We start from the raw sequence: 1179 nt of genomic DNA, 5'->3' as shown, positions 1-1179 counted from the left end.
GAGCTGGCAGTCGGTCCGCGACGGCTCCCTGGTCACCGCGGCCAGGGTCGAGTCGTCACCGCGGGCCGGCACCATTCCCGAGCTGTTGCTGAAGGGCCAGGGCCAGCGCCGCGGCACGGCGGCGCACCAGCAGGTCGGCCGCGAGCAGCAGCACCAGCCCGGCCGCCGTGAGCACGGCCAGCAGCAGCACCGACGCCTGCGCGGAGGCCGCGTCGATCTGGCCGGCCACCTCCCGCAACACCGCGTCGAGCTGGGTGTTCCACACCGAGGAGGTGTCGAACGCGCCGGTCGCCCCGGAGTCCGCCTTCAACGCGACCGCGGTGCCGGCGATCCGCTGAGCGGTCTCCCAGGTCAGCACGTCCGGGTCGGGGGTGAACACGACAGCGCGCGGGAACTGGTCGGGGCCCAGGGCGAGTCGGGCGTCCGGCAGCGACTCGGCGGAGAGCAGCCCGCCGAACCGGGTGGAGCCGACCCCGTCCGCGCCGGGCACCGGGTCCAGCAGCCAGGGGGCGAGCCGCCAGGCCGGGTCGGTGCGGTCGACCGGGCGGAAGACGCCGCTGATCCGTACGTCCTTGACGTTGCGGTTCGCGTCGGCGAGCGGGAGCCGGTCGCCGGGCCGTACCCCGAGGGCCTCGGCGACGGTCTCCGAGACCCCGGCGTGGACCACCCACGGCGGGCCGAAATAGGCGGACAGGACGTCGTCGCGGGTCCCCGCGACCGTGGGGCCGGGCGCGGCGCCGGCCGTCCAGACCACCTCCGGGCCGCCCTCCCGGGACAGGTACGCCAGCCGGAAGGTCCGCAGCACACTGCCGTCGGTGACGTTGAGTGGAGAGCTGAGCGCGGTGGTGACCGGCGGCCGCAGCACCGGCCGCAACTCGCCGCCCAGCTCGTCGAGCGCCCGTTCCCGCAGCGCGTCCAGGTCCTCGGCGAGCCACGGCATGCGGTAGCGGCCGCCCTGCCCGTCGTCGGGTTCCCAGTGCGCGCTCACCGTGACGTCCGCCCGGTCGCCGGACTGCCGCACGGCCTCCTGGACCGCCCGGTCGGCGGTGTCCCGCAGCAGGCCCGGCACCGCGCCGGCGAGCAGGCTGATCGCCGCGACCACGGCGGCGCAGAGCAGCAGCGGGCCGGCGTCGGCGCGGGCCCGGCCGAGCGCGCTCGGCCAGTGCGGCATCGGCGGCC

1 pseudogene is annotated in these 1179 nt (G+C 76.8%); it reads right to left on the bottom strand.

Annotated elements, in window-relative coordinates:
* Nucleotides 1–55 precede the first annotated feature (55 nt).
* Nucleotides 56–1179 (bottom strand): annotated as a pseudogene (locus AB0F81_RS51355) (ABC transporter permease); the annotation flags it as partial.

Source organism: Actinoplanes sp. NPDC024001 (assembly GCF_040638955.1).
Lineage (GTDB): Bacteria > Actinomycetota > Actinomycetes > Mycobacteriales > Micromonosporaceae > Actinoplanes.
The sequence above is the reverse complement of the archived record's forward strand: the minus strand, read 5'-3'. Positions and strand labels throughout refer to the sequence as shown.